This is a genomic window from Arsukibacterium ikkense (assembly GCF_000987775.1).
In the GTDB taxonomy this organism is placed as follows: domain Bacteria; phylum Pseudomonadota; class Gammaproteobacteria; order Enterobacterales; family Alteromonadaceae; genus Alishewanella; species Alishewanella ikkense.
This window is the reverse complement of record NZ_LAHO01000004.1, coordinates 1-24,359: the sequence shown is the minus strand read 5'-3', so window position 1 is coordinate 24,359 and position 24,359 is coordinate 1. Positions and strand designations below refer to the sequence as shown.

Below are 24,359 nucleotides of genomic sequence, written 5' to 3'. Positions count from 1 at the left end.
TTTATGATCCACAGCATGACCGCCTTCGCCCGCCACGAAACCAAAGCCAGCTGGGGCACTGCCCAGTGGGAGATCCGCTCGGTAAATCAACGTTACCTGGAGTCCTACTTTCGCCTGCCAGAGCAGTTTCGGGGTTTAGAAAGTCTGCTGCGCGACAAACTACGTAACGCCCTGCAACGTGGTAAAATTGAAGTGAATCTACGCTATCATGCTAATCAGGCAGGCGGCGAGCTAACATTAAACGAAGAATTTGCCGAACAACTGCTGCAAAAAGCCCAGCAGTTACTGCAAAAGGCGCCGCAGGCACAGCTTAATATTGCCGACATTCTGCGCTGGCCGGGTGTAATGGAAACCCCCACCGAAGACTTAGACGCCATGCAAGGCGAACTGCTGGCCGGCTTTGACGCGGCGTTGCAGGATTTTCTGGCAGGCCGCGGCCGCGAAGGTGATGCCATCGAACAGATGATCCAACAGCGTTTAACCGCCATCGGCGAGCAAGTGGCCTTCGTGCGCACTCATCTGCCACAAGCTATGCAATGGCAGCGCGACCGCATTATAAACCGCTTAAACGACATTAAAGCCGATATTGAGCAAGGCCGTTTAGAGCAGGAGATGGCGTTTTTAGCCTCGAAATCTGACGTCGCCGAAGAGCTCGACCGGCTCGATGCTCATATTAAAGAAACCCGCCACGCCCTGAAAAAAGGTGGCGCCTGCGGCAGGCGCTTAGATTTTATGATGCAGGAATTTAACCGCGAAGCGAATACCTTATCTTCTAAGGCGATCAGCACCGAAATTACCAATGCTGCGGTAGAGCTTAAGGTGCTAATCGAGCAGATGCGCGAGCAAATTCAAAACATCGAATAGCGTTCCGCTATCACCCAATTAAATAGCAGGTTTAATCAGTAACTTGCTATTTCGATATCACATACCTGGTACTTCTGCCCCCCGCAGCGGTTTTCACCAAGCACCCCATTTCTACCAACTGCGCCAAATGCCGGCTGGCCGTTGCCGGACTGACCTTAGCCACTTTGCCGTATTGGCTGTTGCTGATGCCTTCGCTGAAGTCGCCATCCAGCAACCGGTTGAGTACTTTGACTTGCTCTTTGCTCAGTTGCGTTTGGTCTACCCGTTGCCAAAATCGCGTTTTTTGCAGCGTTTGATCGATATCGGCCAGTACCTGCTTTAGGCTAGCGGCTAGCGTGTCAAGAAACCAGAGCAACCAGCCGGTAATATCAATATCGCCTTTTTGGCTTTGCTCCAGGATATCGTAATAGCTGCTACGTCGCTCCAGGATAGCAACCGACATGGCATAAAAGCGGATTGACTGATGTTCCGCCTGCGCCAGTGCCAAGTCGGTCAGCAGCCGCGCCAAGCGGCCATTGCCATCCTCCAGCGGATGGATAGTGATAAACCAGAAATGCGCAATACCAGCGCGTAGCAGCGGGTCTAAATTGGCGTCTTCCCGCGAGCGGTTAAACCAGTCGATAAAGCAATCAAGCTCGCTTTCCAAAACATCGCGCGGCGGCGCTTCAAAATGCACTTTAGGTCGGTCGATTCTACCCGAGACAACCTGCATTGGCTCGTTACCGCGAAGCTGCCCTCCGAGCACCCTTTGCGCTATTTGCTCTCTCTGCATTAGTGAGCTATCAGTCGGAAACAGCCAGGCATGCCACTGCAGCAGTCGCGCTAAAGTTAACGGCTGCTGCCAGTTACCAATGGCGTCAGTTACCATCGCAGCGAGGCCATCAGACTGTGCTGTCGTTGCAACGCTTTGTGGCTCATCAATACCCAGCTTACGGGCTAATGATGAACGCACCACACTATGATTCAACCGCTCACCCTCAATGGCGCTAGAGGTGAGGATGTTGGCTAGCATGGTATCCAGTGCCGCCTGCTGGTTATTCTGTACGCCCATTTTGCCCAGCAGCACCCCCTGCAAAAAATGCAGCTCACGTAAAAATGGAGCTAATACCGCATGATCATAACGAAACACCTGCGATGCATCTAGTTGACGGCTGGGCCAGTCCGGTTGTTGCCAGATCCACATAGGTGAAACTCCTGCTGCTTGAGGTGAATACACCCATAATCTACTCAATTAATGAGGTGAATAGCAAGGCTATTCACCTCAAAAACAAAATTAGAACCTCATTTGGATTAACTGCAGTAGCGTTCATGCTTGATTTAAAGATCAGGCCTTGTAGACCTCAGCCAGCTGCTTGCCGTGGATAGCCACTAACCAATGCCTGGCAAGCAACTCATCCAGTTCAGATTTTATATCGGCAGCCGTCAATTTAGCTGGGGCCTCAGGTCCCGGCTGTAATAACATATAGTCGGCCCGGCCTGCATTTTTTACCTTATAAAGAGCGGCGTCAGCTAAATATAAGCTGTACTCCCAATCCCATGCTGGTGGCTGGATCATGGCACCAATAGAACAGGTAACATTAATTGGCAGGTCCAGTTTTTGCTGCCAGGGGTAGTTGTGGATCAGCTGTTGCAAGCGTTCAATATAGTGCTGTACTTCGCTGCTTTGCTCCAACACCAGCAAAAACTCTTCACCGCCCCAGCGGATCAGATGGTCGTTGCTGCGGCTATGTTGCTGTAAAATTCCGGCAAAATGTTTTAGTACATTGTCACCCACCTGGTGGCCATGCACATCATTAATTCGTTTAAAGAAATCCAAATCCAACAGTACCCAGGCCAAGGGCTGGTTATTACGCTGAGCACGGGCCAGCATGGCATCAATATTCACATCCAGATAATGCCTGTTATGCAACTCGGTCAGCGCATCCTGCATGCTCATTTGCTGCAGTTTCAGATTCGCCTGATACAACTCCTGCGTACGTTCGGCAACTTGTCGTTTTAACTCTTCCCGGGCGTTAGCCAGTGACGCCAGCCGCAGACGGTAAACCATCCACAGCAGCAAAAACAGCGTCGCTAACAATAACAAGCGCGCAATCAGGGTTTCATGCCAGTAAGGGGTAAGCTCAATCTCCATCACGGCGGCATCACTCCAGCGATAATCGCCAGCAATTTTCACCTGAACATGAAACTGATAAGAACCCGGTGGCAAATTGGTATAAAACGCTTCGCGCCGGCTACCGGCTTGCACCCAGCCATCCTCATAGCCAGTAAGCTGGTAACGGGTTTCAATCGACGATGCCTGATAATAATAAGGTGCGCTGAAACGAAAGTGCCAGTCGCGCTGCACGGGTGACAGGCGAGCCTTGCTATCAGTAAGCTGTTGATTAAGAACAGTTAAACTTTCTATTACCGCGGCAGGCGCTGGTGCGTAGTTGTTCAGCCGGTCCAGGCGCAAGGCGATAATGCCGTCCAGCGTAGGGAACCACAGCCGGCCCTGATGCACCAGGCCCTTATTGCTGCCGGCGCCATTGCAACAGCGGTGCGAATCAGTGGCAGCTTCTGGCTGACGGTCGTCAACCAGCATATACAGCCGGCTTACATCGCCCTGCAGCAAAGCCGCATAATCCAGCCGGTAAAAACCTTGGAAATTGCTGATAACCAATTTGTCATTAACCTGCGCCGCATGCATCACGCCATTACCCGGCAAGCCGTTTTGCTGACTAAAATGTTGCCAGTTGCCGGGTTGACCAATAACAAACCCCTGGTCAAAACTGCCGACAAAAATGTTACCGTCACTAAACTCCGCTACGGCGCTGATAAAGCGGCCAGCCAGCGGCATATCCAACACCGGTTCAAAGCCGTCATTACCCCGCAGATACAAGCCAGATTCCGTTCCTACCCACAGCCGGCCTAGGCTGTCTGTTTGTAACGCCCGGATACTGAGCTCAGTCAGCGGGGCGCTGATCCCCTGCTGTGACAACACACCATTTTCAATAAAGTACAAACCACCGTTGCTGCCCACCCAAATTCGCGCCTGCTCGGCTGCCAGGGTGGTGATCAGTAAATGCGCCGTTTGCGGAAAGTTTTGCCGCCAGGCCAGCGTTTCACTATCCAGTAAACTTAAACCAGCACGGGTACCTACCCATAAATCGCGTTGCTGCTGCAGCAAACTGTAAACAAAAGGATTGGGAAGTTGGCTATTAGCCAGTAGCGGCTGAAACTGGCCATCTTTTAGCAGCGCCATGCCCTGGCTGGTGCCTACCATCAAATGCCGCTGCCAGGGCATCACTGCCCAGCTATAGGGATCGGGAATGCCAGCAGCGTGGCTGTAGCGTTCAGTAGCGGCCTGGCGTATGCGCATCACACCATGAGCACGACTACCCAGCCACAGATTCTGATGCTTGTCTTCCAGCATACTCTCAATCCAGCTAAAAGGCCTCTCACCGCTACCCAGTTGTCCAACCTGAGTGATTTGCCCCGGTTTTATCTGATACACGCCGTCAAACGTAGACACCCACAGTTGCTTTTGCGTATCAAGATACAATAACTCAATCCGGCTGTTCGGTGCCCCGCCGGGTAAATCCAGCTTGCGCCAATGCTCCTGCTGCCAACGATATAAGCCCTTATTGGTTCCCAGATAAAGGGTATCGCCCAGCGCAACCAGTTCCGTAATATGCAGGGCCTCTGCCGCCGCCGGCGCGTCGTACCAACGGTATTCAGCAGCCTTATCACCGGCGCCAGCATCATAAACCGCAAAACCATGCTGGCCGCCAATCCACAACGTGTTGTCTTGCTGATACAGCTGAAACACCGGGCCGGTATGCAACGATACCGGCTGCAGTTGCTGCTGATGCCACTGAAATAACTGGCTGGCGCCAATAAAAAACCGGCCATCCGGCAGTTGCGCAAAGCTGGTCACCGCGCCAGGCGTAGCCTGATTGTCCAGGCTGCCGGTGGCGGTTGCCATATCTACCGAATAAAAAGTGCCATCAACATAATAACTTAAGCCATTGACGGTACCAATCCAAAGCTGTTGCTGGCTATCAATATACAAAGCGGTAATTAAATTAGATAACAATGCCGGGGTATTGGCGGTGTTAAACACCGTAAACTGATGGCCATCAAACCGGGCCAGCCCACCCTGAGTGCCCAGCCAGAGATAACCTTGTTCATCCTGAGCCATTGCCGTAACAGACACTTGCGGCAGCCCGGCCTCAACTGACCAGCTGCGGTACAACAGCGATGCACTGTCATGCGCACCCGGTAACGCAAAAGCACTGGCGCCAGGGCAGTACAACACCCACCACAGCGTGGTTACAGCTATAAACCTGAACACTAAGCTGGCTCCTTGTTCGTTCTGTCCATTGATAATAGTGGTTACTTTACTAAAATGCCCGCCTGAATTTTTAGCAAAAGCTGACGAGTGGCAGGTATTGGCTTACGGGCGGTATTCTTGCGCTATTGGTCTTACCAGTGCTAAGCTCGGCCCCACCATCCAAACAGGAACATCGTTATCATGTCATTGTTTAAAGCGAATTGGGGTCTTAAATTTTTTGCCTGGCGCTACATTCCATTGATTGGCTTTTGCTCGCCGAAAATTGTCCGCATGAGCAACGACACGCTGGAAGTTACCATGCCGCATACCTGGCGCACTAAAAACCATCTGGGCAGTGTCTATTTTGGTGCACTGGCTATCGGCGCCGACCTGGCCGGTGCCTTTCTGGTATTTTCCAAAGCCAAAGCACGTGGCATTAATGCTAACTTTGCCTTTAAAGATGTGCAGGGGCAGTTTTTAAAACGGCCTGAGGCAAAAGTACACTTTACCAGTAACGATGGCGCGATAATCGATCAGATGCTCGATGAATCACTCAGCACTGGCGAGAGGATCAATAGAACCGTTACGGTAGTTGTCACCTGCCCCAGCCTGCATGGTAGCGAGCCGATGGCCACCTTTGCGCTCACCTTATCCATTAAAGCGAAAGCCAAACGCTAAGCAGCGTTTGCACCGGCGCAGCGGACAGTCTAAAATTGCTTTTTACTTGTTTGGCTGCGGCCTTAGCAGAGCATTACAATGCAACAACACAGTGGTAATTTATTTATTGTATCTGCGCCCAGTGGCGCCGGAAAATCATCCCTTATTAATGCCTTACTGAAAACCCACGCCGATATGCAAGTGAGCGTATCGCACACTACCCGTGCGCCCCGGCCTGGTGAAGTAGATGGTGTACACTACCACTTTATCAGTGTAGAGCAGTTTAAAAAGCTGATAGCTGACAACGAATTTCTGGAATGGGCCGAAGTATTTGGCAATTATTACGGCACCTCGCGCAGCGCCATTATCAATAACCTGCGCCAGGGCATCGATGTCTTTCTGGATATTGACTGGCAAGGCGCCCGGCAAATTCGTCAGCAGGCGCCTGGCACCCTCGGTATTTTTATTCTGCCACCCAGTATGGCAGCGTTAGAGCAACGTCTGCTGCAACGTGGCCAGGACAGCGAGCAAGTTATTGCCAAACGGATGGCGCAGGCGCAAAGTGAAATGCAACATGCCGACGAATACGAGTACCTGATCATCAACGATGATTTTAATCAGGCATTAAGTGAATTGGCACACATAGTATTAAGCCAGCGCAACAGCCTGCAGTCACAGCAAAGCCGGCACCAGACGTTAATGCAACAACTGTTGGCGAAACCAGCAAAATAGCGTAAACTATGCGGTCTTGTAATATACCTGAACACTCCGGAGTGGCGAATGGCTCGCGTAACAGTTGAAGATGCAGTAGATAAAATTGGTAACCGTTTCGATTTAATTCTGGTTGCGGCACGCCGTGCCCGGCAACTGGCAGTTGAAGGCAAAGAGCCGATGGTAGACCGTGAAAACGACAAACCTACCGTGGTGGCACTACGCGAAATTGAACAAGGTTTTATTACCAACAGCATTCTTAATGAACAGGAAAAACGCGACCAGATGCAGCAAGAAGCCACTGAAATGGCAGCGGTTGCCGCAATAATCGGTTCTGATCAGTAAAAACGCCTGCCAAACCCTGCCAACGGTGCTTTAGCCGTTGGCAACTGCGTGTTTTAGACGTATATTCTTAGCTCACCAGCATAATTAATTAAGCTGTCGCAGTTTGGGAGCGTTTGTGTATTTATTTGAAGGCCTGAAAAATCAAGTTTCCGCCTACCTGCCTGCCGAGCAGGTCAGTCTGGTGCAGCAGGCCTATGTGGTTGCGCGTGATGCGCATGCTCCGCAAACCCGTTCCAGTGGCGAGCCCTACATTACCCACCCCGTAGCCGTTACCAGCATTCTGGCCGAGATGCGGCTGGATCATGAAACCCTGATGGCCGCCCTGCTGCACGACGTCATTGAAGACACCGAATACAGTAAAGAAGATTTAGCAAGGCTGTTTGGCGATACCGTCGCCGAGCTGGTGCAAGGGGTCAGTAAACTCGATAAAGTAAAATTTAAAGATTACCAGGAATTCGAAGCCACCAACCTGCAAAAAATGTTTATGGCCATGACCCAGGACATCCGGGTTATTTTAATCAAGCTGGCCGACCGCACTCACAATATGCGCACTTTAGGCGCCCTGCGGCCTGATAAACGCCGGCGTATTGCCAAAGAAACCCTGGAACTGTACGCGCCAATCGCCAACCGGCTTGGTATTCATAATATTAAAAACGAACTGGAAGATTTAGGCTTTCAGGCGTTATATCCTATGCGCTACCGTGCGCTGGGCAGTGCCGTAAAACTGGCCAGGGGCAACCGGCGCGAGCTGTTGGAAAAAGTCCAGAATGAAATTCGCGGCCGCATCAGCGACGCCACTATTGAAGCCGAAGTCAGTGGTCGCGAAAAGCACCTGTACAGCATTTACCGCAAAATGAAAAACAAAGAGCTGATGTTCAATGACGTGATGGACATCTATGCCTTTCGGGTGGTGGTAAATTCGGTAGATAACTGCTACCGGGTACTGGGTCTGGTACACAACCTGTATAAGCCAATAGAAATCCGCTTTAAAGACTATATCGCCATTCCGAAACAAAACGGCTACCAGTCATTGCATACTTCTTTGATCGGCCCGCATGGCATTCCGGTTGAAATTCAAATGCGCACCCGCGAAATGGACGAAATGGCCGACAAAGGTATTGCCGCACACTGGATGTATAAATCTAACGGTGAGCACAAAGACACTACCGCGCAAATCCGCGCCCATCGCTGGATGCAAAGCCTGCTCGAACTACAGCAAAGTGCCGGCACCAGCTACGAATTTGTCGAAAACGTCAAATCAGAGCTCTACCCGGAAGAGCTTTATGTATTTACCCCCAAAGGCAAAATTGTTGAATTGCCTATCGGTGCCACCGCAGTAGACTTTGCCTATGCCGTGCATACCGATGTCGGCAACCGTTGTGTTGGCGCTAAAGTTGACCGGCGGCCGTACTCACTGAGCAAACCGCTGGAAACCGGCCAAACGGTCGAAATTGTCACCAGCCCGGGCGGCAAACCCAATGCCAACTGGCTGAACTATGTGGTCACCAGCCGGGCAATTCTCGGTGTGCGCAATTATTTAAAACGCCAGCAGCAAAACGAAGCCATCAGCCTGGGCAGGCGCTTGTTAACCTCGGCGCTGGGTGAAGTGAAACTGGAAGATATTGCCCCTGAGCGAATAGAGCAGGTGCTGAAAAACGTCCATCAGCAATCCTTTGATGCGCTGTGCAGTGAAATTGGTTTAGGTAACCAGTTACCGGTTGCCATAGCGCGCCGCCTGCTGGGCGAATTTGAAGCCGATGACACCAGCGGCAAAAACAGCTCACCGCTGCCTAAAAGCAACGCCTTTATTGTTGGCTCCGAAGGCATGCTGGTCACCTTTGCTAAATGTTGCCGGCCCATCCCCGGCGATGAAATTGTCGCCAATGCCACCCCGGGTAAAGGCTTAAATGTGCATCGCAGCGATTGTCGCAATATTAAAGGCTGGGAGCGCGATCCAGCCAAATTTTTCCCTATTCGCTGGGACAACACCAGCGACAAGCAATTTCTATGTGATATCAGGGTATTTATCATTAACCGCCAGGGGGTGTTGGCGAAACTCACCACCCTTATCGCCAGCCAGAACTCAAACATTCAGGATCTGGTCACCGATGATCGCGATACCGGCGAATACGTAATTAAAATTACCCTGTCAGTGCAAGACCGGGTGCATCTGGCCAACGTTATGCGTAAAATCCGCGTCATGCCAGACGTCCAAAAAGTTTACAGAAGGAAATAAAACTATGTCCAGAGTGATTATCCGCACTGAAGCAGCCCCTGCTGCTATTGGTACTTACAGCCAGGCGGTAAAAATTGGTACCACCGTGTACTTATCCGGCCAAATCCCACTGGTACCTGCCACTATGCAAATGGTGTCAGAAGACTTTGCTGAACAAACTCATCAGGTGTTCAAAAACCTGGCAGCGGTATGTGACGCCGCCGGCGGCACTTTAAATAACATGGTGAAGGTGAATATTTTCCTCATTGATCTGGGCCAGTTCGCTACCGTTAACCAAATTATGAGCCAGTACTTTGCCGAACCCTACCCAGCCAGAGCGGCCGTGCAGGTTAGTGCCCTGCCCCGCGGCGCGCAAATTGAGATAGACGGCGTGATGGAAGTGCCGTCTACCCAGTAATGAAACAACCTGCCGCCATACTCATCAGCGCACTGTGCAGCCTCTGGCTGACGGCGCCGCTGGCTGCAGGTATGCCCGATCCGGTGCCGCTTAGCACTGCCGCAGAGCCACTACAGCTTACCTGGTGTCTCGACCATTTCCCCTATTTTCATGAATACGACAACAGCGCTACGCCAACCGGCCCATCGGTTGAGCTGATGCAAGAGCTGGCGCATCGGGCTGGTTTTATCCTTAACTTTACCCCCCGCACGCCGCTGGCCCGCTGTTTAAAGTTAATGGAACAAGGCAAGGTTGATCTGATGAGTAATCTTAAATTCAGCGAACAGCGCGACCAATTCATGTATATGTTGCCGTACCGAACTAATGTCGCTGAAAGTTTATTTATGCGGGTCAATGATCAACGCTTAATCGACAGCAACACCCAGCTGCGGGGCTTAACCCTGGCCACATTACGCCATTATCTGTATAACCCTGCCACCATGACCCTGATCGCCGAACAATCCCGCCATATCGCTGAAGTAGACAGCATAGAAGTCGCTCTTGAAATGCTATTGCGTAACCGGGTAGACGGCGTGGTGGCGCCCACTGTCAGCACCGCTAAAGCCATAAACGCCATCAGTAGCTACCAGCAACGTTTTAAAATTGCACCGCTCGATTTTAGCGCTAACACGCCAAACAACATTCATCTGGCACTGGCCAGAAATAGCCGGCACGCCGCGCTTGAGCCATTGCTGCGCCAGCATCTGCAAGCCATGATTGCCGACGGCACCATAGCACGCTTAATCCGCCCCTCTGAAAACCGGCCTGAAGTAAACCAGCTGAAACAGTAAGCAGATTAATACTTTGCCTGAGCTATTTACCGGTTTACACTAAAACACCATCAAACAGGGTTCGAGCTCGCTTTGTCGCAAACCAAACTGGATAACCTTAGCATTAACCTGATTAAAGGTGTCGGCGCCAAAGTGGCGCAGCGTCTGGAAAAATTGGGTATTGCCAGTATTCAGGATTTACTGTTTCACTTACCGCTGCGCTACGAAGACCGCACCCGCATTTATCCTATCGCCGATTTAATGCCCGCCATGCATGCCACAGTGCAGGCACAAGTGCTCAGCAGCGATATTCAGTTTGGCAAAAGACGCAGCTGGCTGATAAAAGTAGCCGATGGCAGCGGCACCTTAACCTGCCGTTTTTTTCATTTTAGTGCCGCCCAAAAAAATGCAGTGACACCGGGCGTTATATTGCGGCTATTTGGTGAAGTAAAACGCGGCATGCGCGGGGTTGAAATGCTGCACCCGGAATACCGGCTGCAACAAGATGAACAACTCACGCCGGTGGCCGAAACCCTCACCCCGGTGTACCCCACTACCGAGGGCATAAAACAAGCCAGCTGGCGCAAACTTACCGACACCGCCCTGGAATACCTGCAGCGCTATGCACCGGCAGAATACTTACCCGCCACCTTACTCAGCTCGCCCTGGTCATTGGCCGAGGCACTGCTTTATATTCACCGGCCACCGCCGGATGCTCAGCTCAGCCTGCTGGAGCTGGGCCGCCACCCGGCGCAGCAACGGCTGATTTTGGAAGAACTGGTGGCGCAGCAGCTCAGCATGTACCAGCTGCGCAGCCAAAGCCAGCAACAACGCGCCATTGCCCTGCCCCATAATCCCGGGCCTGAGCAGACATTTTTAGCCAGCTTGCCGTTTCAGTTAACCGCTGCCCAGCAACGGGTCGTGGCCGAACTGCGCACTGATCTGGCCAACCCCTTACCCATGCTACGGCTGGTGCAGGGTGATGTCGGCTCGGGTAAAACGCTGGTAGCGGCACTGGCAGCCTTAACCGCGATTAGCCAGGGGTATCAGGTGGCGTTAATGGCCCCTACTGAGCTGTTGGCCGAACAACATGCCACTAATTTCAATAACTGGTTCAGCCCCCTTGGCATCACTGTGGCCTGGCTGGGCGGCAAAACCAAGGGTAAGGCGCGTGAGCAGGTACTTAGCCAACTGGCCGATGGTAGCGCCCAGATGGTGCTGGGCACCCACGCCTTATTTCAGCAAAGTGTCAGCTTTGCCAGGCTGGCGCTGATTATTATTGACGAGCAGCACCGCTTTGGCGTACACCAGCGTTTGGCGCTGCGGGAAAAAGGCGGTATGGCCGGGGTATACCCGCACCAGCTGGTAATGACCGCCACCCCCATTCCGCGCACCCTGGCCATGACAGCCTATGCGGATCTGGATACCTCTGTTATCGACGAGCTGCCACCCGGTCGCACCCCGGTTACTACCGTGGCCATACCCGACAGCCGGCGCAGCGACGTTATCGAGCGGGTACGCAATGGCGTGGTACAGCATAAACGCCAGGTGTACTGGGTATGCACCTTAATTGAAGAATCCGAAGTACTGCAATGTCAGGCCGCCGAAGACACCGCCGCCAGCCTGGCCGTCGCCTTGCCAGAGCTGAACATCGCCCTGGTGCATGGCCGGCTGAAAAGCACAGAAAAACAAGATATTATGGCCCGCTTTAGTCGGGGAGAACTGGATTTACTGGTGGCCACCACGGTGATAGAAGTGGGGGTAGATGTGCCCAATGCCAGTTTAATGATTATTGAAAATCCCGAGCGCCTCGGCCTGGCTCAGTTACACCAGTTACGCGGCCGGGTGGGCCGTGGCAGCGCGGTATCGCATTGCGTCTTGTTGTATCATGCGCCTTTATCTAAAACGGCTCAGGCCAGGCTTAGCGTACTGCGCGACTCCAACGACGGCTTTGTCATTGCCCAGCGCGATTTGGAAATTCGCGGCCCTGGTGAGCTACTCGGCACCCGCCAGACCGGCTTACTGCAGTTTAAAATTGCCGATATCAGCCGCGACGCGGAGCTTATTCCGCATGCCCGTCAGCTGGCGGCAACCTTGTGGCAGCAGGATCAGGCGGCCAGCCTGCAACTGATCCGACGCTGGCTGGCCAACAAAGACATTTATGGCAACGCCTGAAGGAGCAACCAATGCAAAATATGCAACACCTAAGCCCGCTGCAATTACGGCAACGTTGCCGCAGCGGCCAGTTTAGCGGCACCACCTCGGGTTTAGCGCCAGGTTTTGTGCAGGCCAATATGGCCATTCTGCCTAAACACTATGCGGCCGATTTTCTGCAGTTTTGCCATTTTAATCCCAAGCCCTGCCCATTGCTGGGTATGGCGGCCACGCCGGGCGCAACCGACATGCCGGCGCTGGCACAGCAGCTGGACATTCGTAGCGACTTACCCAAATATCGCATTTTTCAACAGGGTCAACTAACCGACGAGGTAGCCGACGTGCGCCACGTCTGGCGTGATGATCTGGTGACCTTTTTAATTGGCTGCTCGTTTTCGTTTGAAGAATCGCTGCTGGCCGATGGCCTGGAAATTCGCAACATCACAGAAAAAGTTAATGTGCCAATGTATCGCACCAACCTCGCCTGCACCCCGGCCGGCGTATTTCACGGTGGTATGGTAGTCAGTATGCGGCCGATGAAACCGGCCGATGCCATCCGGGCCATTCAGATATGCTCACGTTTTCCGCAAGTGCACGGTGCGCCGGTGCATTTCGGCGATCCGGCGGCTATCGGTATTAACCATATTGATCAACCCGACTTTGGTGATGCCGTAAGCATTAAGCCAGGCGAAGTACCGGTATTCTGGGCCTGCGGCGTTACCCCGCAAGTGGCCATCGCCAATGCCAAGCTAGACTTTTGCATTACCCACAGCCCCGGCCATATGCTGGTGTTAGACTTACCAAATAGCAAACTGGCAATATTGTAGCGCCTGGCTGCGTGCCAATTTGGCACGCAGCTTGATATTTCCAGCAATAACGTGCAACATGCAGCCATGTGACAATTTGGCACTTAGGAGCTAACCGATGACAAGCGCATCGCCAAGAATTACCGCCAGGGTTGACAGTACTACTCAAGACCTACTGTCGCAAGCGGCTGCTATAGCGGGTATACCCAGTATTAACGCTTTCGTGTTAAGTGCTGCAGTGGAAAAAGCCAAAATGATTATTGAGCGTGAACAAACCCTAAAACTATCGGCGCGGGATGCCATGCTGCTGATGCATGAACTGGATAAACCCGTTACCGCCAACACAAAATTAAAAGCTGCCTATAATCGTTATGGCACCCAAGATTAGTGATGCAATCGGTACTATTGGATAAGGTTCAACACAACCTCAGTCGCTTTGATTGTGGCGTAGCGCCGTTGAACAACTATCTTAGGCTACTGGCTGGCCAGCAAGCCAGAAAAGATAATAGCCGCACCTTTGTGCTGGAAGATAGAACCCAGCCAGCCCATATTGCCGGATTTTACACCTTAACCATGACGCCGGTAGATCTTGCGGCCATGCCAGCGACATTACAGAAAAAACATCAAACGAGTACTTCTGCCGGCCTGATTGCCCGACTGGCGGTAGATCAACGTTATCAGGGCCAGCGCCTGGGTGAATGGTTGTTAGTGGATGCCATGCAAAAATTGTTGCAGGCCAGTGATAGTGTAGGCTTCCCGTTAGTGGTTGTTGACGCCAAAGACGGTGCAGGGCTGTTTTACCAAAAGTACGGTTTTACGTCTTTTGCCGATAGCCCAAATAAACTGTTTATCACTATCGCCAATATCCGCGCTAGCTTTACCTGATAAGCCCCATTACTGCTAAAGCGCACTGACCAGCCGGCCAGCGCTCTGTTCTCGCTGCTAATACTGGGTAATAAGCTGCTCTGGCAACTGCCAGTTGCTATGAAACACCCTGTCACCTACCACAAAGTAGATATCATCGTTTACCAGCACAGTACGGGCATCCCAGGCAGTAACATAGCCACTGGATTCAGCAATCAGCTCGCCGATTTTATCCATAGTGCCATTGCTGGTTACTTCCAGTGTCAGCAAACTTACCTGCTCGCCCACCCCGTATGCATAACGGCTAAGCGGTATTGCCAGCCGCGTAACATCATAAATGGGGTCAGAGTAAAATTACATAAATGGGGTCAGAGTAAAATTAAATTTTTTTCCGCCAGCCCGCTGGCCGCCCTCTTTGCCGGGCATGCTGTCGCCTGCCCGTTAACTGCTCTATTTCCTGCCTGAACTTATCATTACCCAAAGCCAAACCTTTGTTTACGTTACTACGAATACTTGTTAGAAGCGCCGGGCCCAGGGCATGGCTAAACAAACTTTGGTATACGGTGTGCCGCTCACTTAGTGAGTCTGCCAATGCCAGATAACACGGATGTGGCTGACATAGCCGTGATGGCAGGCCTAAGGCATTACTGCCATAGCTCGACCAGTGATAATCTGCCGGCGCTTGCACCATCGCCGCCCGAACCGGATTAAGTTCAATATATCGATACACCGCCAGCAGATAATACACCTCCTGCACCAAGCAGGACTTAAACCGCCCTTCCCACAAAGTACCGCTACGCTGATAGCGCTGGTTAAAATAACGCACGTACTGCCTGCCTAAACTCTGCATCATCAAACTTATTCCTTGGTTGTCTGCCGCAGTACATAACAAATGCACATGGTTAGTCATCAGTACCCAGGCATGAATAGCAACCTGATAAGTGTCTGCATATTGCGCTAGCCAGTGTGTATAAGCAGCGAAATCGTCATCATTACTAAAACATAGCTGTCGGTTATTGCCGCGTTGAATTATATGTTCCGGCACCCCGGCCAGATGCACTCTCGGTAGTCTCGCCATGTCCGCACCTCCTTGTTAATGGATAGTAAAAGTATAGCCGGTTTATTTAATTTTACTCTGACCCCATTATTAATAGGTTATGCCTGGCTATTGCTTATTAGCCAAACAACATGAATAATTTATTCCACGGCGCGATGGCCCATCGCCACAGGAGGCAGCATGCAACTCAATTGTGATTTAGGCGAAAGCTATGGCAGCTGGACCATGGGCCTCGACAGCCAGGTGATGCCGTATATCGACCAGGCTAATATTGCCTGCGGCTTTCATGCCGGCGACCCCGATGTCATGCAGCGTACCCTGCAACTGGCCAAACAGCATGGCGTGGCCATTGGCGCTCACCCGGCCTACCCCGACTTAACCGGCTTTGGCCGGCGCAGCATGCAATGCTCGCACAATGAAATTATTAACCTGCTGCATTATCAAATTGCCGCGCTGGATGGCATGGCGCAGTGTCAGGGCTTAAGCCTCAGTTACGTTAAACCCCACGGCGCCCTGTATAACGACATGATGAGCAAACCGGCAGTCTGGCAAGCGGTGTTGCAGGCCATGGCCAGCTACCATAAGCCATTAAAGCTGATGCTACTGGCCGACAGCAACAGCCATAATCATCAGCAACAGGCCGCTACCCTGGGTGTGGCCCTGCTGTTTGAAGCCTTTGCCGACCGGCGCTATACCGACGAGGGCAAACTAACGGCACGCAGCGAAAGCGGCGCTGTGCTGCATGGCCACGACGTGCTGGCACAGGTAAGCCAACTGCTGAACGATGGCAGCGTTACTACGGCCAGTGGCCAGCGGCTGGCACTGCGCGCCGATACCCTGTGTGTGCATGGCGACAACCCCGGCGCAGTGGCGCAGGTAGTGCAAATTCGTCAGTTGCTAAGCAGCAACGCGGTATGAACAAGGCGCTGTATCAGTTAACCATTGCCGGCGAAAGCGCGGTGATGGTGTATTTCGAGCAGAAAATGGCTGCCGATATTGCCGGCCTGGTTCGCCAGGCGGCACCGCTTATTCGCCAGGCCCTGGGCCCGCATTTGCTGGAACTGCTGCCCTCTTACGCCTCGGTGATGGTGGTATTTAACCCCTTTAGTTGTGATCATTTTCAGGTGCAACAGCTGCTTACTCAGGCATTAAGCAGCCTCACCGCCGGCAATAACCAGCCAGGGCGGTGTATCGAACTACCGGTCTATTACAGCGAGCAAAGCGGGCCCGATTTGGCCCTGATTGCCAAAACCAAACAGCTTAGTATTGATGAAGTGATTACCCTGCACCAGCAACAGCGGTATCAGGTATATGCCATTGGTTTTGCCCCCGGTTTTGCCTACCTTGGCGCAGTAGCCGAGCAACTGGCTATGCCGCGCCTTGCCACGCCAAGGGCCAAAGTGCCGCGCGGTGCGGTGGCTATTGCCGACAGGCAAACGGCGGTGTATCCGGCGGTATCGCCCGGTGGCTGGAATCTGATAGGCCTTTGCCCCACGCCGATGTTTCAGCCGCACAGCGAACCGGCCATGCCGCTGGCAGTAGGCGACGAAGTGCAGTTTGTCGCCATCAGCAAGCAGCAGTTTTTAGCTTTGGGCGGCCAGCTATGAGCCACTTTAGCGTAGTAAACCCTGGCGTACTTAGCCTTATTCAGGATCAGGGCCGCTTTGGCTACAGCCAGCTCGGCCTGACCAACGGTGGCCCGCTTGATGCAGGCTCAGCTAATTGGGCCAACGCCCTGCTGGGCAATAACGCCAACGCCAGTGTTATTGAGTGCAGCATTGGCGGCCTGCAACTTAAAGCGCATGGCGCCAGCAGCTTTTGTGTTACCGGTGCCAGCCTTAGCCTTACCGTTAATGGTAAACCCACCGCCATGTGGCGCAGCCATAGCGTGCAAGCCGGCGATATTATTGAACTTGGCATGGTAAGCCAGGGGCTGCGGGCTTATCTGGCGGTAGCCGGCGGCTTTGGGCTAACGCCACACTTTGGCAGCACCGCTACCGTTATGCGCGAAGGCATTGGTGGCCTGCAGCAAAACGGCGGCAAGCTGCAGGCCGGCGATATACTGCCCATAACCGTCAGCGCCCCGCTGCCCGGCCGGCAGCTGGCGCCCGCCTTGCAGCCCGGCTTCAATTACAGCAACGGCCTTAGCCTGCGTATTGTTGAAGGCTATCAACAGCAACTGTTTAGTAGCGTGCAGCGCCAGCGCTTTTACCTCAACCGCTATACCGTTACGCCGCAGGCCGATCGAATGGGAGTAAAACTTAGCGGCCCGGCTATTCAGTGCGCCAGCCACAGCCTGTTATCAGAGGGCATTTGCTATGGCGCGGTGCAAATTCCGCCCGACGGCCAGCCGATAGTGCTGCTCAATGATCGCCAGACGCTGGGCGGCTACCCGAAAATCGGCAGCGTACTATCACTCGACTGCTGGCAACTGGCGCAGGCGCCGGCCGGTACCCTGCTGCAGTTTGTTAAAATCGATCCGCAACAAGCCCATAATGCGCTGTTGCTGCACCAGGCCCGCTATCAGCGGCTGTTAGCCACAATCAATGCCGCAGGAGCAGCCGATGACCACCCCTGACTTGCTACAGCTTAGCCAGCAAATTGAACAACTGCTGGTGGCGCGCAATTTACGCGGCATGCAACTGCTGCAGCAACAGCTGCGGCCCGGTTACATCCTGCGCGCCGCCAGGTTGCTTAACCAATGCCGTGGCACCGTGTTAATTGGCACCGGTTTTCCGGTACTCGACACCTTTGAAACCGATGGCCCGGTAGGCGCTATTGCCCTGTATCAGCTATTAACGCAACTGGGCGCCAGGCCGGTGCTGGTAAGTGGCAACCCGCTATGCCAGGTGCTGGCCAGCCAGTACCGAACCTACCAAATTAGCGTAAACCAGCAACAAAACCTGCCGGCAGTTGCCGCCCGGGCATTGGCCGAACTGCAACCGCAACTGATTATTTCAATTGAACGCCCAGGCTTTACCGCCGCTGGCCGCTACGCCAATATGCGCGGTGAAGACATTACCGGGCGCTGCGCCAGCTTCGACTATTTTTTAAGCCAGGCCGCCTGCCCTACCATAGGCATTGGCGATGGCGGCAATGAAATAGGCATGGGTAATATGGCGGCTTTTCTGGGCCAGCTGAATATTACCCCGGCCGTTACGCAGTGCGACGAGTTGATAGTGGCCGACGTTTCTAACTGGGCCGCCTGGGGTATTATTGCCATGGTGTCGGTGTTGCAAGGCCGCAATTTACTAACGGCTGCCGATCCACTGGCCATTTTGCAGTTTTTGTCCAGCCATGGCAGTGTCGATGGCGTTACCCGCTTAAATACCTTAACCGAAGATGGCCTGGCCTATACCGAAGGTGAGCAGCTGATTACAGATCTGCGAGAGCTGTTGAAGACTTACCAGAAATAGAATCGACTTACCCTAAGCCAACCGTTGAAGCCCTGGACGGGCGGAAACGAGCCTACAGGGATGTATTCACGGCGTGTTGGTGTGGGTAAGTCGGTTCGGTTTCAGCGCCACTTTGTACTTTTTGCACCACAGTTTTATATAGCGAGAATAATATGAGCATAGTGTATTTAAATGGCGACTTTATGCCGGCCGAACAGGCCAAAATATCGCCTATGGACCGCGGTTTTTTATTTGGCGACGGCATTTACGAAGTTATACCCAGCTATAACGGCCGTTTTGTTGGCTTTGCGCCGCATATCGCCCGCCTGCAAGACGGCCTGGCGCAACTGTCGATTGACCCGGCGCTTAATCTGGCCGACTGGCAGGCCATTTGTAAGCAGTTACTGGCCGACAACGCCGGCGATAACCTGGCGGTGTATATTCAGGTAAGCCGCGGTACCGACAGCAAACGCAACCATGCCTTTCCAGCCAATATTAAAGCCACCGTGTTTGCCTACGCCTTTGCCATCGCCCCCGAGCCAGTCGCTGATAAAAGCAAAGCCACCACCTATAACGTGGTAACCGGGCAAGACTTACGCTGGCAGCGCTGCCATATAAAATCTACCTCCTTACTGGGCAATGTGTTGCACTACCAGCAAGGCTATGCCAGCGGCGCCCAGGAAATACTGCTGTTCGACAGCAACGGCAACCTTACCGAAGGCGCGGCAGTAAACGTATTTGTGGTAAAAAACGGCGTTATCGCCACCCCGCCGCTCAGTAACAAACTGCTGCCCGGCATTACCCGGCTGTTGCTACTGACTATTCTGCGTAAGCACAGCAGCATAACCATAGAAGAACGTGACATTTCCGAACAGGACGTGTTCGCCGCCGACGAAATATGGCTAACCAGCTCCAGCAAAGAAATTGCGCCGGTACTTAAAGTTAACGAACATACCGTAGGCACAGGTGAAGTAGGTGATGTCTGGCTGGCCGCGCAAAAGCTGTTTAGCCGGCATAAGTATGATGAGTAAGCGGTAACGGAATCCCCAACCACCGAATCTCCCCCCCCCTCTTTGCCAAAGAGGGGGAACTAACCCGTGCCACTTTCGTAAAGGGGGGCAGCAGGAGGAGTTGCTCAAAATTAATAGTGCTCCGCCCCTGATTTCTTAACGTTGTATTCTCCGCTAAAAACTGCTGCGGCGTTATCTCACTATCTTTTCGTAAGGCAGTAGCTGTGCATTTCCTTGGGCTATTCTTTTGTATTCATCTTCAAGCCAAGCCTGACAATTTTCCAGGCACAACAAATGTTCTTCATAATCAGCTACGTCACGGATCGTTTCACTATGCAAAAACTTCTCGTTGTATTTAATGGCATCATTTAACGCTGATGTTAACAGCATCAGGTGCTGTTCAGATATTTCCAGTTTCATATAGCTTCCCTTACCACACTAGTGGCCAGATCATTAAGTAGGCTTCTAAAAAGTGACAGTGGCATATCATATGCTGGCGCAATCGTGTAGTGCGTCGCCGAAATGCGGGAGTTGAACTTGTCTTTCACTATTGCAAGTCCTGATGGCAACGTTGTTCCTTCTGGTATTTTGTAATATTCCCAGGAGTTTCCTTTAAAGGTGTTTGGCTTGTCAAAAGTACTTATTCCTCTTGGCGAAGGCCGACACGAAACCCACTTCACCCCGTCTTTCTCTGATATTTTTATATCAGCTGGCCGCAACTGGCCATTGGATAATACCTTATCGTCTTCCACCAGGCACTACAGACCGCGATCCAGAACACGCGCTGGCAACGTTTAACTAGCGGTGGCTAACACAATTTCCGTGCAGCAGGATAGTTACCCATAACGCTCAGGGTATTACGCTATGACAAACGACAACACCCTGCGTTTACAATTTTTGGTAAGAGTCATTGGTAAAGAAAGTAAGTACTTGCCGCGCTAAATTAATTCTGACTCATGCACTACGTGACTGGCTAAAAACCCATTCGTCCCAGGATTATAAATAGCGGGGCTAACTAAACCCCTAAACCGACCGTCATAAGACCAATTAATTTTGTTCTGGCCCTAACTAATACCCTAATTTACTAATTTATACTCTGATTTGACAAAGTCTCAATTGAGATACAAACTTAGCACGTAGTTTAATAGCCAATAAACAGGTGGATACAATGGCGACGTCTATGTTACATGTTCGGGTAGATAATGAACTAAAAGCGGATGCCGCAGCAAAACTGGCAGATGTGGGTTTAACGGTGTCCGATGCAGTCCGTATTTTACTCACCCGTATCTCAAAAGAAGGCGGCTTACCTGCTGGCCTGATTGCTGATGCCAGTGCCTATGACGCCTGGTTTAAAGCAAAAGTGCATGAAGCGTTGGATGACCCAGCGCCGGCCTTATCGCATGCAGACGTAATGAGTGATATTCAGGCACTGATAGATCGCAAACGTAATGCGGGAGCTTAACTGGAAACAGGCAGCAAAAGCAGACTTCTTTACTATTGTGGAATTTATTGCAGACGACAATATTTCCGCCGCTCAGCAGCTTAAAGACCTGATTGAAACCAAAACACTTATGCTGGTAACACATCCAGAACTTTATCGTAGCGGCAGAGTTGCAGGCACCCGGGAAATGGTAGTTCATCCAAACTATATTGTTGTTTATACCGCATCAGATACTGAAGTTTTAATTTTAAGAGTGTTGCACGCGGCTCAACAGTGGCCTTAGAGTCAGCTGGCAAATATACCAAATCTCCCCCAGCCCCCTCTTTGCCAAAGAGGGGGAGCAAAACCGTCCCACTTTAGCAAAGGGCCACCACAGGGGGATTTGAACCACAGGGGATTTGCTATTTTTCTCTGTCATATTTTGCAGGCTCGGCCTCGGCTACCTTATCCATAGCCTGTAAAAATGCCTGCTCGCTGCCTTGCTGCTGCCGCGCTAACAAATATTCCTCCGTTAATAGTGCGGTCATTTTCTCTGCCACAGCAGAAGAGACAAACTGATTAATAGAAACACCGTCTTTTTTGGCCAGCGCCTTCACCTGTTGATGCAAGGAGTCAGGCAAGCGTAAGCTAAGCGTACTCATATTTCGCTCCTGTTAAGGGCTAAAAACTGTTGCGGCGTTATCGCTGTAATGCCAAACAGCTCACTTTTTCTGAAGTCTTTTATATTAAACGTAATAATAAACCGGCTTTGCGATTGTACCGCGAGCTCCAACACCATATCGTCTTGCGGATCTTTCAAGCAAGGGCGCCATAAATAATAAATCTGGCATAAGCTTGCCCTACTCAGCATATAATTTAGTATGTTATCAATATCTACTGCCGTAAGGTTCGGGATCACACCAGGTCGTTTTAACACGGCTTCATATTCTAAAAACAAAGGTACTGATACGGCGGGCTTAAACCAGCTCTTGGTTAGCTCCGATATCAGTTTATAAGAGGCCCCTTGCTTTGAACGAAGTGCCGCCACAAGAATATTGGTATCAATCACAATTTTATGCATAGTTCAGGGCGTTTTACGTTTACTGGTATTATAGACGATACCAAATAACATGCAAATACATAGCTACCACCACCGAATCTCCCCCAGCCCCCTCTTTGCCAAAGAGGGGGGCAAAACCGTCCCACTTTAGTAAAGGGGGACTACAGGGGGATTTTCGCCGAATTATTTTGCTAATTTGTTACTTAAATTAATTTTAAGATCCATAATAACTCTTTAGCTGATATCTTGACCGCCACATTTAATGTAACTACAATAAATATGTTGATAATTTTCGATCCAGACAAACAACAAAGAACTCTGCGGGAACGTGGCTTAGATTTTGCGCGAGCAGCAGAGATTTTTAATGGTAAACATTTTACCGCTACTGATGATCGACAAGACTATCAGGAACAACGCTATATCACTGTTGGTTTATTGGATGGCCGAATGGTTGTCATGGTGTGGACATTACGCGATAAGTCACGGCGAATAATCAGTATGAGGAAAGCTAATGAACGGGAACAAGCCCATTACGCCAGGCGACTGGTCTGATCCAGATGATGCGCCAGAATTAACTGATGACTTTTTTGATCGCGCTGATGAGTTTCAGGGCGCGCAACTTATCCGTCGTGGCCGCCCCAAAGCAGATTGTCCTAAACAAGCATTAACGGTGCGCTATGATAGTGATGTTATTGCAGCATTTAAGGTAACAGGCCGTGGTTGGCAAACCCGCATGAATCTGGCTTTAAAAGATTGGCTAAAAACACATTCGCCGCACGATTATAAATAACGGTTTACAGACACAACTACTACAAACCAAATCTATCCAACCACCGAATCTCGCCCAGCCCCCTCTTTGCCAAAGAGGGGGGCAAAACCGTCCTACTTTAACAAAGGGGGACTACAGGGGGATTGGATCTATTAATTTTACCCTGACCCTAATTTCTTTAATTTTACCCTGACCCTAATTTCTAACCTCAACCTGTTGCTATTTACTAAGACCAAACTACATTTTTTTGGGTTTAAAAGCGGGAATCAGGCATAAAACCGCAAAACAACTAATACCTTTGTACTATATTTTTAACACCGCACTGCGCCGGCAAAGCAATTATTTTTCCAGTAAATATAATTAGTTAGAATTTACTCGACCAATATTTAACATTTAGCTTGCGCCGCGCTGAAAAATAACCAAAATAGACAAAGCTGAAAGGCTAATTAAATCCTCAGGAGAAGTAAATTATGAAACGCGTACAACAAGGTTTTACCTTAATTGAATTAATGATCGTGGTAGCGATTATCGGTATTCTGGCTGCAGTAGCACTGCCAGCTTACCAGGACTACACTGTTCGAGCTAAATTAGCTGAAGTAATCACTCAAGCTGGAGCTCACAGAGGTTCAGTAACAGAGTACTACCAATCGCAAAACGCCCTACCAGCTGACGCTGATGCTGCCGGTATCGAAACTACACTTGCAGATATTACTTCTAGCTACATCACAGCAATCGTTGTAGCAAATGGTGTTATTACTTACACTGTTGATGTTGATGGCAAAGCAACTGGTGCTTTAGTATACACGCCTACTGTTGCTGGCAACTCGTTAAGTTGGGGTTGTACTACAGGAACGACTATTCAACCTAAATATTTACCAGCTATTTGTCGTTAATTTATTTAGCTATGTTTTGACATAAATTTCATATCGAAGCCAGCTTTATAAGCTGGCTTTTTTATTCAACAAATAACGCTCTTGTTTAGCACCAATTGTAATCAGTGCAAATTGGCAAATTGGGGTCACCCATTAGCCTCTCGAAGTCAATAGCGGAAAATTGGGGTCAGAACCTGAGGGATCCCCACGAAATCTTGTTCTCATATAATGCTGTAACTCGTGGTATCGAGTAAATCCATGCAATGTTTCAATGTGTTGCGCCATTGCTTTATCGCCAGCTTCACACGCTTTGCGATAGCCCGTAACCCCAGTGTATGAAACGATAACACTCGTTTTTTCCGCTCGGTATTCGCCTGAAACTGCCAATGCTTTTTGGCAACCGTTACTCCGACGCCGAGTAATATGAGTGTCAGGGATGCTAAGTTGGCTAACAGCAGTAAAATACTGAGTCGATTAAGCTTTGTCGTGTAATTTTGTTCGAACCCTAAGCCAAACTGTAAAATTAGTAAAATTAGGGTCATAAAATTAGGGTCACCCATTAGCCTCTCGGAGTCAACAGCGTAACCAAACTCGCGCGCACTATTAAGTGCGCGTATCTTT

The 24,359-nt window shown here is 51.1% G+C and carries 29 protein-coding genes and 1 pseudogene; 21 read left to right on the top strand and 9 right to left on the bottom strand.

What is annotated here, in order from left to right; all coding sequences use genetic code 11:
* Positions 1–3: 3 nt before the first annotated feature.
* A complete protein-coding gene (locus tag WG68_RS05500; RefSeq protein ID WP_046556672.1) occupies positions 4–864 on the top strand; it encodes a YicC/YloC family endoribonuclease in 861 nt (286 codons plus the stop codon).
* A 46-nt stretch (positions 865–910) separates the two neighbouring features.
* On the opposite strand, the gene WG68_RS05495 is transcribed toward WG68_RS05500, so the two are convergent.
* On the bottom strand, positions 911–2,047 hold the full coding sequence (locus WG68_RS05495) for a Fic family protein (RefSeq protein WP_046556671.1): 1,137 nt from the start codon (positions 2,045–2,047) through the stop codon (positions 911–913).
* Positions 2,048–2,188: 141 nt separating this feature from the next.
* A complete protein-coding gene (locus WG68_RS05490; RefSeq protein ID WP_046556670.1) occupies positions 2,189–5,197 on the bottom strand; it encodes a ligand-binding sensor domain-containing diguanylate cyclase in 3,009 nt (1,002 codons plus the stop codon).
* A gap of 180 nt (positions 5,198–5,377) precedes the next feature.
* On the opposite strand from WG68_RS05490, the gene WG68_RS05485 reads away from it, so the two are divergent.
* The 10 genes from WG68_RS05485 to WG68_RS05440 all read left to right on the top strand — a co-directional run bounded on the left by WG68_RS05485 (position 5,378) and on the right by WG68_RS05440 (position 14,176).
* Positions 5,378–5,854 carry a PaaI family thioesterase gene (locus WG68_RS05485; RefSeq protein ID WP_046556669.1) on the top strand — a complete coding sequence of 159 codons (477 nt, stop codon included), beginning with the start codon at positions 5,378–5,380 and terminating at the stop codon, positions 5,852–5,854.
* 78 nt (positions 5,855–5,932) lie between these two features.
* Positions 5,933–6,565, top strand: coding sequence for a guanylate kinase (gene gmk, locus WG68_RS05480; protein WP_046556668.1), 633 nt, complete (start codon positions 5,933–5,935; stop codon positions 6,563–6,565).
* Positions 6,566–6,613: 48 nt separating this feature from the next.
* Positions 6,614–6,889 carry a DNA-directed RNA polymerase subunit omega gene (gene rpoZ, locus WG68_RS05475; RefSeq protein ID WP_046556667.1) on the top strand — a complete coding sequence of 92 codons (276 nt, stop codon included), beginning with the start codon at positions 6,614–6,616 and terminating at the stop codon, positions 6,887–6,889.
* Positions 6,890–7,004: 115 nt separating this feature from the next.
* The gene (gene spoT / locus WG68_RS05470) at positions 7,005–9,125 is read left to right on the top strand and encodes a bifunctional GTP diphosphokinase/guanosine-3',5'-bis pyrophosphate 3'-pyrophosphohydrolase (protein WP_046556666.1); all 2,121 of its coding nucleotides are present in this window, start codon (positions 7,005–7,007) and stop codon (positions 9,123–9,125) included.
* Positions 9,126–9,129: 4 nt separating this feature from the next.
* Complete coding sequence (locus tag WG68_RS05465) at positions 9,130–9,522, top strand: RidA family protein (RefSeq protein WP_046556665.1); 393 nt, start codon at positions 9,130–9,132, stop codon at positions 9,520–9,522.
* Positions 9,522–10,352 (top strand): substrate-binding periplasmic protein, encoded by an 831-nt coding sequence (locus tag WG68_RS05460; protein ID WP_046556664.1) that lies wholly within the window; start codon positions 9,522–9,524, stop codon positions 10,350–10,352. Before WG68_RS05465 ends, WG68_RS05460 begins: the two co-directional genes overlap by 1 nt.
* 72 nt (positions 10,353–10,424) lie before the next feature.
* Positions 10,425–12,506, top strand: coding sequence for an ATP-dependent DNA helicase RecG (gene recG, locus WG68_RS05455; RefSeq protein WP_046556663.1), 2,082 nt, complete (start codon positions 10,425–10,427; stop codon positions 12,504–12,506).
* A gap of 11 nt (positions 12,507–12,517) precedes the next feature.
* Positions 12,518–13,312 carry a putative hydro-lyase gene (locus WG68_RS05450; protein WP_235357681.1) on the top strand — a complete coding sequence of 265 codons (795 nt, stop codon included), beginning with the start codon at positions 12,518–12,520 and terminating at the stop codon, positions 13,310–13,312.
* A gap of 97 nt (positions 13,313–13,409) precedes the next feature.
* On the top strand, positions 13,410–13,679 hold the full coding sequence (locus tag WG68_RS05445) for a type II toxin-antitoxin system TacA family antitoxin (protein ID WP_046556662.1): 270 nt from the start codon (positions 13,410–13,412) through the stop codon (positions 13,677–13,679).
* A gap of 2 nt (positions 13,680–13,681) precedes the next feature.
* The gene (locus WG68_RS05440; RefSeq protein ID WP_152663039.1) at positions 13,682–14,176 is read left to right on the top strand and encodes a GNAT family N-acetyltransferase; all 495 of its coding nucleotides are present in this window, start codon (positions 13,682–13,684) and stop codon (positions 14,174–14,176) included.
* Positions 14,177–14,233: 57 nt separating this feature from the next.
* Here the strand turns inward: WG68_RS05440 and WG68_RS05435 are convergent, their stop codons facing one another.
* Entirely contained in the window at positions 14,234–14,425 is a 192-nt protein-coding gene (locus tag WG68_RS05435; protein ID WP_152663038.1) for a hypothetical protein, read from the bottom strand.
* Positions 14,426–14,534: 109 nt separating this feature from the next.
* Positions 14,535–15,233, bottom strand: a complete 699-nt coding sequence (locus tag WG68_RS05430) for a transposase (RefSeq protein WP_046556659.1) — start codon at positions 15,231–15,233, stop codon at positions 14,535–14,537.
* Between the two features lie 159 nt (positions 15,234–15,392).
* Here WG68_RS05430 and WG68_RS05425 point away from each other — a divergent pair, with 159 nt between their 5' ends.
* From WG68_RS05425 to WG68_RS05405, 5 genes are all read left to right on the top strand, one after another.
* Positions 15,393–16,130 carry a 5-oxoprolinase subunit PxpA gene (locus tag WG68_RS05425; protein WP_046556658.1) on the top strand — a complete coding sequence of 246 codons (738 nt, stop codon included), beginning with the start codon at positions 15,393–15,395 and terminating at the stop codon, positions 16,128–16,130.
* Entirely contained in the window at positions 16,127–16,819 is a 693-nt protein-coding gene (gene pxpB, locus WG68_RS05420) for a 5-oxoprolinase subunit PxpB (protein ID WP_046556657.1), read from the top strand. Before WG68_RS05425 ends, pxpB begins: the two co-directional genes overlap by 4 nt.
* Entirely contained in the window at positions 16,816–17,790 is a 975-nt protein-coding gene (locus WG68_RS05415) for a 5-oxoprolinase subunit C family protein (protein WP_046556656.1), read from the top strand. The genes pxpB and WG68_RS05415 overlap by 4 nt, the downstream gene beginning before the upstream one ends.
* Positions 17,777–18,628: a glutamate cyclase domain-containing protein gene (locus WG68_RS05410; protein ID WP_152663037.1), complete on the top strand. Its 852-nt coding sequence runs from the start codon at positions 17,777–17,779 to the stop codon at positions 18,626–18,628. The genes WG68_RS05415 and WG68_RS05410 overlap by 14 nt, the downstream gene beginning before the upstream one ends.
* Before the next feature lie 152 nt (positions 18,629–18,780).
* Positions 18,781–19,638 (top strand): aminotransferase class IV, encoded by an 858-nt coding sequence (locus WG68_RS05405; RefSeq protein WP_046556654.1) that lies wholly within the window; start codon positions 18,781–18,783, stop codon positions 19,636–19,638.
* 171 nt (positions 19,639–19,809) lie between these two features.
* Here the strand turns inward: WG68_RS05405 and WG68_RS05400 are convergent, their stop codons facing one another.
* Both WG68_RS05400 and WG68_RS20010 read right to left on the bottom strand, forming a co-directional pair.
* A complete protein-coding gene (locus WG68_RS05400; RefSeq protein ID WP_052748979.1) occupies positions 19,810–20,037 on the bottom strand; it encodes a hypothetical protein in 228 nt (75 codons plus the stop codon).
* Positions 20,034–20,369 carry a Tse2 family ADP-ribosyltransferase toxin gene (locus WG68_RS20010; RefSeq protein ID WP_161796353.1) on the bottom strand — a complete coding sequence of 112 codons (336 nt, stop codon included), beginning with the start codon at positions 20,367–20,369 and terminating at the stop codon, positions 20,034–20,036. Before WG68_RS20010 ends, WG68_RS05400 begins: the two co-directional genes overlap by 4 nt.
* A 416-nt stretch (positions 20,370–20,785) precedes the next feature.
* Here WG68_RS20010 and WG68_RS05395 point away from each other — a divergent pair, with 416 nt between their 5' ends.
* Positions 20,786–21,079 carry a type II toxin-antitoxin system RelB/DinJ family antitoxin gene (locus WG68_RS05395; protein ID WP_046556653.1) on the top strand — a complete coding sequence of 98 codons (294 nt, stop codon included), beginning with the start codon at positions 20,786–20,788 and terminating at the stop codon, positions 21,077–21,079.
* Complete coding sequence (locus tag WG68_RS05390) at positions 21,066–21,341, top strand: type II toxin-antitoxin system RelE/ParE family toxin (RefSeq protein WP_046556652.1); 276 nt, start codon at positions 21,066–21,068, stop codon at positions 21,339–21,341. Before WG68_RS05395 ends, WG68_RS05390 begins: the two co-directional genes overlap by 14 nt.
* A gap of 118 nt (positions 21,342–21,459) precedes the next feature.
* Here the strand turns inward: WG68_RS05390 and WG68_RS05385 are convergent, their stop codons facing one another.
* Positions 21,460–21,699: a YlcI/YnfO family protein gene (locus WG68_RS05385; protein WP_046556651.1), complete on the bottom strand. Its 240-nt coding sequence runs from the start codon at positions 21,697–21,699 to the stop codon at positions 21,460–21,462.
* Complete coding sequence (locus tag WG68_RS05380; protein ID WP_235357680.1) at positions 21,696–22,106, bottom strand: putative toxin-antitoxin system toxin component, PIN family; 411 nt, start codon at positions 22,104–22,106, stop codon at positions 21,696–21,698. Before WG68_RS05380 ends, WG68_RS05385 begins: the two co-directional genes overlap by 4 nt.
* 270 nt (positions 22,107–22,376) lie before the next feature.
* Between WG68_RS05380 and WG68_RS19330 the strand changes: the two genes are divergently transcribed.
* The 3 genes from WG68_RS19330 (at position 22,377) to WG68_RS05370 (ending at position 23,759) form a co-directional block, all read left to right on the top strand.
* A complete protein-coding gene (locus WG68_RS19330; protein ID WP_083981804.1) occupies positions 22,377–22,649 on the top strand; it encodes a BrnT family toxin in 273 nt (90 codons plus the stop codon).
* Positions 22,609–22,887, top strand: a complete 279-nt coding sequence (locus WG68_RS05375; protein WP_046556649.1) for a BrnA antitoxin family protein — start codon at positions 22,609–22,611, stop codon at positions 22,885–22,887. Before WG68_RS19330 ends, WG68_RS05375 begins: the two co-directional genes overlap by 41 nt.
* Before the next feature lie 449 nt (positions 22,888–23,336).
* Positions 23,337–23,759, top strand: coding sequence for a pilin (locus WG68_RS05370; RefSeq protein ID WP_046556648.1), 423 nt, complete (start codon positions 23,337–23,339; stop codon positions 23,757–23,759).
* A 200-nt stretch (positions 23,760–23,959) separates the two neighbouring features.
* Here the strand turns inward: WG68_RS05370 and WG68_RS19805 are convergent.
* A pseudogene (locus WG68_RS19805) lies at positions 23,960–24,359 on the bottom strand (hypothetical protein); the annotation flags it as partial.

Bases quoted from the DNA above. Each gene is read 5' to 3' on its own strand.
- WG68_RS05450 (WP_235357681.1), top strand. From the start codon at position 12,518: ATGCAAAATATGCAACACCTAAGCCCGCTGCAATTACGGCAACGTTGC.
- WG68_RS05395 (WP_046556653.1), top strand. From the start codon at position 20,786: ATGGCGACGTCTATGTTACATGTTCGGGTAGATAATGAACTAAAAGCG.
- pxpB (WP_046556657.1), top strand. From the start codon at position 16,127: ATGAACAAGGCGCTGTATCAGTTAACCATTGCCGGCGAAAGCGCGGTG.
- WG68_RS05390 (WP_046556652.1), top strand. From the start codon at position 21,066: ATGCGGGAGCTTAACTGGAAACAGGCAGCAAAAGCAGACTTCTTTACT.
- WG68_RS05410 (WP_152663037.1), top strand. From the start codon at position 17,777: ATGACCACCCCTGACTTGCTACAGCTTAGCCAGCAAATTGAACAACTG.
- WG68_RS05485 (WP_046556669.1), top strand. From the start codon at position 5,378: ATGTCATTGTTTAAAGCGAATTGGGGTCTTAAATTTTTTGCCTGGCGC.
- WG68_RS05415 (WP_046556656.1), top strand. From the start codon at position 16,816: ATGAGCCACTTTAGCGTAGTAAACCCTGGCGTACTTAGCCTTATTCAG.
- WG68_RS05440 (WP_152663039.1), top strand. From the start codon at position 13,682: ATGCAATCGGTACTATTGGATAAGGTTCAACACAACCTCAGTCGCTTT.
- WG68_RS05500 (WP_046556672.1), top strand. From the start codon at position 4: ATGATCCACAGCATGACCGCCTTCGCCCGCCACGAAACCAAAGCCAGC.
- rpoZ (WP_046556667.1), top strand. From the start codon at position 6,614: ATGGCTCGCGTAACAGTTGAAGATGCAGTAGATAAAATTGGTAACCGT.
- WG68_RS05405 (WP_046556654.1), top strand. From the start codon at position 18,781: ATGAGCATAGTGTATTTAAATGGCGACTTTATGCCGGCCGAACAGGCC.
- WG68_RS19330 (WP_083981804.1), top strand. From the start codon at position 22,377: ATGTTGATAATTTTCGATCCAGACAAACAACAAAGAACTCTGCGGGAA.
- WG68_RS05465 (WP_046556665.1), top strand. From the start codon at position 9,130: ATGTCCAGAGTGATTATCCGCACTGAAGCAGCCCCTGCTGCTATTGGT.
- gmk (WP_046556668.1), top strand. From the start codon at position 5,933: ATGCAACAACACAGTGGTAATTTATTTATTGTATCTGCGCCCAGTGGC.
- WG68_RS05460 (WP_046556664.1), top strand. From the start codon at position 9,522: ATGAAACAACCTGCCGCCATACTCATCAGCGCACTGTGCAGCCTCTGG.
- WG68_RS05445 (WP_046556662.1), top strand. From the start codon at position 13,410: ATGACAAGCGCATCGCCAAGAATTACCGCCAGGGTTGACAGTACTACT.
- WG68_RS05495 (WP_046556671.1), bottom strand. From the start codon at position 2,047: ATGTGGATCTGGCAACAACCGGACTGGCCCAGCCGTCAACTAGATGCA.
- WG68_RS05385 (WP_046556651.1), bottom strand. From the start codon at position 21,699: ATGAGTACGCTTAGCTTACGCTTGCCTGACTCCTTGCATCAACAGGTG.
- WG68_RS05375 (WP_046556649.1), top strand. From the start codon at position 22,609: ATGAACGGGAACAAGCCCATTACGCCAGGCGACTGGTCTGATCCAGAT.
- WG68_RS05430 (WP_046556659.1), bottom strand. From the start codon at position 15,233: ATGGCGAGACTACCGAGAGTGCATCTGGCCGGGGTGCCGGAACATATA.
- WG68_RS05370 (WP_046556648.1), top strand. From the start codon at position 23,337: ATGAAACGCGTACAACAAGGTTTTACCTTAATTGAATTAATGATCGTG.
- WG68_RS05400 (WP_052748979.1), bottom strand. From the start codon at position 20,037: ATGAAACTGGAAATATCTGAACAGCACCTGATGCTGTTAACATCAGCG.
- WG68_RS05425 (WP_046556658.1), top strand. From the start codon at position 15,393: ATGCAACTCAATTGTGATTTAGGCGAAAGCTATGGCAGCTGGACCATG.